General features: G+C 63.2%; 5 protein-coding genes. 4 read left to right on the forward strand and 1 reads right to left on the reverse strand.

From position 1 onward, the window contains the following. The first annotated feature begins 343 nt into the window (after positions 1–343). Together BEN49_RS17975 and BEN49_RS17980 are read left to right on the forward strand one after the other, a co-directional pair. The gene (locus BEN49_RS17975) at positions 344–3,583 is read left to right on the forward strand and encodes a SusC/RagA family TonB-linked outer membrane protein (RefSeq protein WP_070745835.1); all 3,240 of its coding nucleotides are present in this window, start codon (positions 344–346) and stop codon (positions 3,581–3,583) included. A gap of 18 nt (positions 3,584–3,601) precedes the next feature. Then, positions 3,602–5,098, forward strand: coding sequence for a RagB/SusD family nutrient uptake outer membrane protein (locus BEN49_RS17980; RefSeq protein ID WP_070745836.1), 1,497 nt, complete (start codon positions 3,602–3,604; stop codon positions 5,096–5,098). A 235-nt stretch (positions 5,099–5,333) separates the two neighbouring features. Here BEN49_RS17980 and BEN49_RS17985 read toward each other — a convergent pair whose 3' ends face one another. Next, positions 5,334–6,047, reverse strand: coding sequence for an RDD family protein (locus tag BEN49_RS17985; protein WP_070745837.1), 714 nt, complete (start codon positions 6,045–6,047; stop codon positions 5,334–5,336). A 135-nt stretch (positions 6,048–6,182) separates the two neighbouring features. Here BEN49_RS17985 and BEN49_RS17990 point away from each other — a divergent pair, with 135 nt between their 5' ends. Further along, positions 6,183–7,145, forward strand: coding sequence for a stage II sporulation protein M (locus tag BEN49_RS17990; protein WP_070745838.1), 963 nt, complete (start codon positions 6,183–6,185; stop codon positions 7,143–7,145). 59 nt (positions 7,146–7,204) lie between these two features. Continuing rightward, positions 7,205–8,143, forward strand: a complete 939-nt coding sequence (locus BEN49_RS17995) for a hypothetical protein (RefSeq protein WP_070745839.1) — start codon at positions 7,205–7,207, stop codon at positions 8,141–8,143. Positions 8,144–8,553 lie beyond the last annotated feature (410 nt).

The raw sequence follows: 8,553 nt of genomic DNA on the forward strand, positions 1-8,553 counted from the left end.
AAACATCCTTTCTTCAGGGGGTACATTGGCCCAATTACCACGATAGTGCCGCGGAAGCCCTGCCTGACAGAGAGTCCTTCGTCATAAATTCTGCATTATTCATAGCAAGGGCCCCATTGGCCGAACCTCCTGCTTGATAGGGTTCGGCTGGTGGGGCCCTTGCTACGTGCAGCAATTTGCCAGCAATAACCGACAGCTTGTTTTAAATATAGCTTTGATTATCAATAATTTGTTCGCGGTTTATAAAGATTTTGTGATTTAATTGTGAAGGATAGGTGTATTGATTGAATATTGCGCAACTATATTCGCAAGATTAGTCACCATTTCCCACACAATAAAACTCATGAGAAGACTATTACTGTTGTTTTTTTCCTTGGCGCTGGTCTTCGCGGCGCAGGACCTCCGGGCCCAGGGGCGCAATGTTTCGGGTACCGTGGTTGGCAGCGACGGGGGCGTTCTGCCGGGCGTAACTGTGGTAGCCAAGGGCACTTCGCAAGGGGCCTCCACCGATGCGGCGGGTAAGTACAGCTTTTCGATACCGACCACGGCGACTTCGCTGGTTTTCTCCTTCGTGGGATACGACAGCCAGGAGGCCCGAATTGGTGACCGGTCCACCATTGACGTTAAGCTGGTGGCCAACCTCACCGGCCTCGACGAGGTGGTGGTGGTGGGCTACGGCACGCAGTCGCGCCGCGACCTGACGGGCAGCGTGGCCACCATCACGGGCAAGGAAATTGCCAACCTGCCGGTGCAGAGCTTCGACCAGGCCCTGCAAGGCCGGGCCGCGGGCGTGAGCATCACCACCCCCAACGGGGTACTCAACAACCCGCCCGTTATCCGCATCCGCGGGGTAAACTCCATCTCGCTGAGCGGGGGGCCCCTGATTGTAATTGACGGCATCCCGGCGTTCAGCGGCAACAACTCGGCGGTGGGCAGCGTGCCCAACAACCCGCTAAGCAACCTGAACCCCAACGACATCGAGAGCACGGAGGTACTGAAAGACGCTTCGGCCACGGCCATCTACGGCTCGCGGGCCGCGGGCGGCGTCATCCTTATCACCACCAAGCAGGGCAAGCGCGGCCAAAGCAAAATCAGCTACGACGGCTGGGCGGGCTGGGTGAAGCCCGTGCGGCTCTACGATGTGCTGGGGGCCCAGGACTACATGATGATTAAGAACGAGGCGGTGCGCAACCTAAACGCCAACCGCGCCGCAATTGGGCAGCCTGCCACCAACGTGGAAGGTTTCCGGCCCACGCTCGACGCCGACGGCAACACGGTGGACACGCGCTGGTACGACTACATCTACCGCACGGGCTTCTCGCAGAGCCACAACGTGAACTTCTCGGGCGGCACCGAAAAAACCACTTACTACTCGTCGGTGGGCTATACCAAACAGAAGGGCATGCTGAGCCAGAACCAATTCCAGCGCCTGTCGGGCCGCCTGAACGTGGACCACAAGGTGTACAAGAACTTTACGGTGGGCCTGCGCTTCGGCTACTCCAATACCCAGAACGCCTCGCCCAACTCGGGCTCGGTGGCCGACGGGGCATTTGGCACGGCCGGCCTGGGCCGCCTGCCCCTGGTGCTGCCGCCCAACATCCCGGCCCGCAACCCCGACGGCACTTACAGCGTGAGCGGCGCAGGCGTCGGGCCGGGCGCCAACGTCAACCCAACCTCGGCCACCGGGGCCCCCTTGCTGCCCGGCTACTACAACCCGCTGGTAGACTTGGAGAACAACTACTTCAACTCGGACGGCAGCGAAATCCAGGGCAGCGCCTACGCCAACTGGGAAATTGTGAAGGGCCTGAGCCTGCGCACGAGCTATGGCATCAACAACATCTCGTTCGAGGACAAGTCGTTTCAGACGGCCCTGGCCGGCGACGGCTTTTCTACGGGCGGCTCGGCCAGCAACTACTACCGCACCAACAAGCGCTGGAACTGGCAGAACACGGCCCAGTATGACCGCACGTTTGGCGAGAAGCACAACTTCTCGCTGCTGGCCGGCAACGAGCAGCAGGTGACCAATTCCCAGCGCTGGGGCGCTACCCGCACCACGATTGCCGACCCGTTCTTCACCAACTTCCAGGGCAACTTCACCAACATTGCCTCTTCGGGCAACTTCGTGGGCACCAACTACTTGGTGTCGTTCTTCGGCCGAGTGAACTACAACTACGACCGCAAGTACCTGCTGTCTGCCAGCTTCCGCCGCGACGGTTACTCGGCCTGGGGCGACCAGAAGTGGGGCAACTTCTACGGCTTGTCGGCGGGCTACGCCATTTCGGAAGAGAACTTCTGGAAGAACGCCCCCTTCGCGCAAGCCTTTAGCTTCTTGAAGATTACGGGTAGCTACGGCAGCGTGGGCAACAACCAGGGTATCGATGACTTCGTGACGCTCTCAACCTACAACTCGGGTCTGTACGCTTCCAACGCTTCGCTGAACTACGCCAACGCCGGCAACCGGGGCCTGACCTGGGAAGTGAGCAAGAAAACGGACATCGGACTTTCGTTCGGCTTCCTGCAAGACCGCTTGCAGGGCGACTTCGCCTATTACAATAACCTGGTGGACGGGCTGATCCTGAACGTGCCCCAGGCCCCGTCCAAAGGCATCCCGAACGGCTCCAGCGCCGGCAATTTCGGCAGCAACTCTATCTCCGCCAACATTGGCTCGATGAAGAATTCGGGCGTCGAGTTCAGCCTGCGCTTCAACGCCATTCAGAACAAGCCATTTACCTGGACGGTGAGCGGCAACGTGACGACGCTGAAGAACCGCGTGCTGGCCTTGGCCACCGAAGGCCAGCGAATCGGCACGGCCACCTCGGGCCTCGAAACGGTGAATTACACCCAAGTAGACCACTCAGCCGGCGAGCTACTGGCGGTGAAGTCGCTGGGCGTGAACCCCGCTAACGGCCAGCGCATGATCCAGAAAGCCGACGGCACCGTGGTGCAGTACAACCACCAAGGCACCACTGGCGCCGGCTCGACGGGCTGGACCACGATGGACGGCCGCAACACCTCGGCCCCCACGCAGCTGGGCGACGGCCAGTACTACGGCCCCGTGCTGCCCACCTGGTACGGCGGCTTCGACAACACGTTCCGCTATAAAGGCATCGACCTGGGCGTGTTTGTGCAGTTCTCGGGCGGCAACTACATCTACAACGGCACGAAATCGGGCCTGCACGACCAGCGCTTCTGGAACAACCAGACCGACATCCTGAACCGCTGGACCTCGCCCACCGAAACCCCCAACGCCGAGTGGCCCCGGGTGGTGTACGGCGACAACGTATCGAACGGCTCGGCTCTGGTGATGTCGTCTAACATCGAAAAGGGCGACTTTGCCCGCCTGCGCAACGTGTCGCTGGGCTACTCCTTCACCCCCAACACCATCACCCGCCTGGGCGTGGCCAGCGCCCGCGTGTATGTGCAGGTGCAGAACGCCGCGCTGCTGACGAAGTACTCGGGCATCGACCCGGAGATTTCCACCAACAGCACCTCGGGCCAGGGCAGCAACACCGGCGCGGGCGTCGACCGCAACTCTGTGGGCCAGGCCCGCACCTACACCGTCGGGTTCAACATCGGTTTCTAAACGTCATTTTCTTCTCTGATGAAGCTATCTATAAAGAACAAGGCAACCGCGGCGGCCTGCGCTGCTTTTTTGGCCCTGGGCACCTTCTCCTGCCAGACCGACCTGCTGAGCCCCGTGCCCACCACGGCGTTTTCTGACCAGGTGGTGTTCAGCACCCCGGCCCGCATTGCGCTGCAAGTCAACAACCTGTACGCCTACGTGAAAACGGGCAGCTTCCTGGGGGGCCGCTACCAGATTTACGGCGACATCCGGGCCAACGACTTCGTGAACCGCACCTCGAACGGCGTAACCGGCCTGGGGGTGTGGAACCATACGCTTACGGAAGCCTCGCAGAACGACGTCATCAACACCTGGGGCGCCGCCTACGCGGCCATCAACCAGGCCAACGTGTTTTTGGCGGGCCTCGACAACAACGCGGGGCTATTTGTGGCCCCCACGTTCGCGGCCGACTTTGCCACCACGGCCAACGCCTACCGCGGCGAGGCCCGGCTGCTGCGCGCCCTGAGCTACTACTCGCTGCTGCAACTCTACGCCCGGCCCTACACCGACGGCAACGGTAGCAAGCCCGGCCTGCCCCTGCGCATATTGGCCGAAATGGGGCCCCAGAACAACGACCTGGCCCGCAGCACGGTGGCCGAAGTGTACGACCAAATCCTGAGCGACCTCACCTTCGCTGAGCAAAACCTGCCCCTAGCCTACGCCAGCCCTACCCTGAACGTGACCCGGGCCCACCGCAACACGGCCATCGCCCTGAAAACGCGCGTGTACCTGAGCATGGGCCGCTACGCCGATGTCATCACGGAGGCCAACAAGCTGGTGCCCGCCGCGGCGCCCTTCGTGGCGCCGAGCGGCGTGCCCAACGCCCTGAACGCCTCGGTGACGGCCGTGTTTGCCGCGCCGCAGGAAACGACCGAGAGCATCCTCTCCTTTCCCTTCACGGCCCAAGACCCGCCCGGCACGCAGAACCAGCTGGCCTTCTACTACCTGCCCGCCTCACTAGGCGGCGGCGGTGAGTACGGCCTGAACACGGGCGCGGGCAGCATCTACGCCAACACTAACTGGGCCGCCACCGATGCCCGCCGCGTCGGCTTCGTAGCCAAGTCGGGCACCGAGTACTTCCTCTCGAAGTACCCCAACGGCACGCCGTTCATCGACAAGGCCCCCGTTATCCGCTACGCCGAAGTGATGCTAAACCTGGCCGAGGCCCGCGTGCGTTCCACCGACACCGTGGACCCCCAGGCCTTGCTGTTGCTGAACGCCGTGCGCACCCGCTCCAATGCTACGGCCTACACCGCTGCCGACCTGGGCACGGTGGCCGCCACCACCGACGCGCTGCTGCTCGAGCGCCGCATCGAGTTCCTGGGCGAGGGCCTGCGCAACATCGACCTGATGCGCCTCGGGGCCACCATCCCCGGCAAAGGCTCCATCGGCGCCGTCGAGCCCACCAACGTGCTCTATGTGTGGCCCATCCCGTCCACCGAGCTGGCCACCAACACCCTAATGACCCGCAACTAGGGGCCCCAACAGGCTTTAATCGCAAACAAAAAAAGGCTTGCCCCATCCGGGCAAGCCTTTTTTTGTATTCTAAAACGGGGTGGTCCGGCGACTTTTTCAGTCGTCGACCACTCTTGCAATACACCGGAACCTCTGTTTTTTTTTAGTAAGAGTGGCCCGACGACTGAAAAAGTCGCCGGACCACCCCCACCTTAAACCACTACCTTCTTTTGCTTGCGCTGGGGGCCCCCGGGCCCTATTCCTGGGCGGCTAGGTGGGCGTGGTCGCGCAGCACGGTTTGCAGGAAGGGCAGGTCGGGCAGGTCGGTGGCGATGCCGGTGAGGGACTTCACTTTATCGGCGGTTTCACGCAGCAGCGCGAAGTTGCCGCGGGCGTTGGCTTGGTGCACCAGCTGGCGCAGCAGGGCCACGTCGTGGTCGGCGAGGTGGGCGGCCTGCGGGAATACGGGCTGGTAGCCGGCCGGCACCACGGGCAGGCCCAGGCCCTCGGCGCGGGCCGCGCGCGGGCGCAGGCTGATGACGGCCGTGCCGGCGGCCAGGTCGCCCAGGCGCTGGCCCTTGCCGTTGATGAGGACGGTGAGCAGCGCCGGGGCCCCAAAAAAGAGCAGCACCTCGAAGGGGCGCAGCAGCCAGCGCAGGCAGTAGTCGCCCAGGCCGGGGGCCGTACCGTCGCGGCGCACCACGCGCAGGTTACGCGCCTTTTTGCCCAGCGTCTGGCCATTAAAAAACACCTCGCAGACAAGGAAGTAGAACGTGGTGGGCAGCAGCAGCAGCGTCAGCGCCACCCGGTTCTCGTTGGCGCCCAGCTTGAAAAGCAGCACCCCGCCCAGCACAAACCACACCGCGTACAGGGCGTAGTCGATGAGTGTGGCCAGCAGGCGCTCACCCACGCTGGCGACCTCGTACTCCAGGCTGACGTTTTGGGTGGTGTGGATGCGGAGGGTGCTCATGGGCGGGCGGGGTGCTGTACGAAAGGACCCGCCGAAAATACGGCCCGCCGCCAAGATGTTTGCGCCGCGGGCGGTTAATGAATAAATAATGATGCTTCGGCGTCGGCTGCTACCTTTAAGGCCTACTACTCCGTCATGCGCGAAGCCCTTTTTCTCCGCCAGAACCAGGCCCGCTGGCAGCAGTACGCGGCCCGCCCCGCCGCCGACCCCAACGAGCTGGCCGCCCGCTTCGTGGCCCTGACCGACGACCTGGCCTTCGCCCAAACCTTCTACCCCGCCTCGCCCACCACGGCGTACCTCAACACGCTGGCCGCCCAGCAGCACCAGGCCCTGTACCGCAACAAGCGGGAGGCGGGCGGGCGCTTCGGGCGGTTCTGGGCCCGGGAGGTGCCGCTGGTGGTGGGGCGCCACCACCGCACGCTGGCCTGGGCCCTGGCCCTGTTCCTGCTCTTCACGGCGCTGGGGGCCCTGTCGGCGGCCTACGACGACACGTTTGTGCGGGCCGTGCTCAGCGACGGCTACGTGGACCAGACCCTGGAAAACATCCGCCGCGGCGACCCAATGGCCATTTACAAGAGCGACGGTCAGGCCTCGATGTTCCTGCAAATCACCGCCAACAACGTGCGGGTGGCACTGCTCACCTACGCGGCCGGCATCACAGGGGGCGTGGGCACGGCGTACCTGCTCTTCAAAAACGGGGTGATGCTGGGCTCGTTCCAGTACTTTTTTTACCAGCAGCACGTGCTGCGGCAGTCGCTGCTCACCATCTGGATCCACGGCACGCTCGAAATCTCGTCCATTGTGCTGGCCGGCGGCGCGGGCTTCGTGATGGCCCGGGGCCTGCTGTTTCCGGGCACCTACAGCCGGGCCGCGGCGTTCCGGCACTCGGCCCGCGAGGGCCTGAAGCTGGCCATGGGCCTGGTGCCGCTGTTCTTCGTGGCGGGCTTTTTAGAGAGCTTCGTGACGCGCCACACCGAAATGCCGCTGGCGGCCAGCCTGGCCATCATCGGCGGGTCGGCGGCGTTCCTGGGGTGGTACTTCGTGTGGTACCCCATCCGGCTGCGGCGGCAGCTAGGGGCCCCAGCTGCCGCCGGGTAGCGGGCCGTTTCGCTCCATTTTCCTTTGCGCTGCTTTCCAATCCCTTCCTTCCCAACGCTATGGCCAACACTTACTCGCAAGAATCCGATTTCCGCCAAGAGCGGGACTTTGGGCAGAAAATCAGCGCCACGTTCGAGTTCATCGGCGTGCATTTCCGGCCCCTGGGCCGGGTGCTGCTCTACATTGCCCTGCCCGCCGCCCTGGTGCAGGGCGTGCTCTCCGGCCTGCTGCAAACCCAGCTCCTGGCCCGCGTGCAGACGGCGGCGACTGGCGGCGGCGCGGCGTGGCAGCGGCAAAGTGCCTTGTACGGCACCCTGTTCTCCTCGCCCACCTATTACCTCAACACAGTGGTGAGCCAGATTTTCACTACTCTGCTCATCCTGAGCGTGTACGGCTACCTGCTGCACTGCCTGACGGGCACCGCCGGCCCGGGCCGCCCCGCCAGCGTGGCCGACGTGTGGGCGGTGGTGAAGCGCGAATTTCTGCGCACGTTTCTCTCCATTTGGGGCCTCACCATTGTCATAATGCTGGGCTTACTGGTATTCGTTTTGCCGGGTATGTACCTGATGGTGGCCCTGAGCCTATTTTTTATCGTGCGGCTGGTGGAGGGCACGGGCTTCCGGGCCACCCTCAGCCGCTGCCTGTTCCTGACGCGGGGCAAGTGGTGGTCCACGTTCGGCGTGCTCTTCATCATGGTGCTGCTGCTGTATGTGCTGCTGGCGGCCGCGGGCAGCGTGGCCACGCTGCTGGCCGGCGGCCTCACATTGATAGTGCACTCCGTCAGAACGCCGCTGTTCACGGTCACCATCACGGCCATCACCACCCTGTTCACACTGCTGGTGTACCCGCCCCTGTTGCTGGTGCTGGCGTTTCAGTACTTCAACTTAGTGGAGCTTAAGGAAAGCCGCAGCTTGCACGCCCTGGTGGGCCAGCTGGGCCAGGCCCCGGCCGCCGCCGGGCTCCAGCCCTACGGCCCCGGCGACGAAGGCGAGTATTGAGTTGTTCGTTGTCGGTTGTTGGTTATTATTTGTCAGCTTTTTAAAAAATCTGAAAATCCAAAATTGAACGTCATGCTGAGCGGAACGAAGTGCAGCCGAAGCATCTCTACCGCAGCAGTAACCATTAAATAGTGAACGGCAGAGATGCTTCGACTGCGCGGCCACTAGATGAGCATGACGACCCAATGACTTCCTTAAAAACTGATAACCAACGCCTGACAACCAAATACTGACCCGCCGCACCTGCCCGCACGCCATTTCTTGCCTTTGAAAACGCCCCGTCCCCTCGCCCTGCTTCCGTGTTGCTGGCTGCGCCCCGCGGTGCTGGCCGTGGGCCTGCTGGCCGCCACGGGGGCCGCCGGGGGCCCCATCGGCGCCGGGGGCCCGCGCAGGCGTTGGCATCGGCCCCC

The organism is Hymenobacter coccineus (assembly GCF_001816125.1).
Lineage (GTDB): Bacteria > Bacteroidota > Bacteroidia > Cytophagales > Hymenobacteraceae > Hymenobacter > Hymenobacter coccineus.

Coding starts and splice junctions, on each gene's coding strand:
- BEN49_RS17975 (WP_070745835.1), top strand. CDS start 344: ATGAGAAGACTATTACTGTTGTTTTTTTCCTTGGCGCTGGTCTTCGCG.
- BEN49_RS17980 (WP_070745836.1), top strand. CDS start 3,602: ATGAAGCTATCTATAAAGAACAAGGCAACCGCGGCGGCCTGCGCTGCT.
- BEN49_RS17985 (WP_070745837.1), bottom strand. CDS start 6,047: ATGAGCACCCTCCGCATCCACACCACCCAAAACGTCAGCCTGGAGTAC.
- BEN49_RS17990 (WP_070745838.1), top strand. CDS start 6,183: ATGCGCGAAGCCCTTTTTCTCCGCCAGAACCAGGCCCGCTGGCAGCAG.
- BEN49_RS17995 (WP_070745839.1), top strand. CDS start 7,205: ATGGCCAACACTTACTCGCAAGAATCCGATTTCCGCCAAGAGCGGGAC.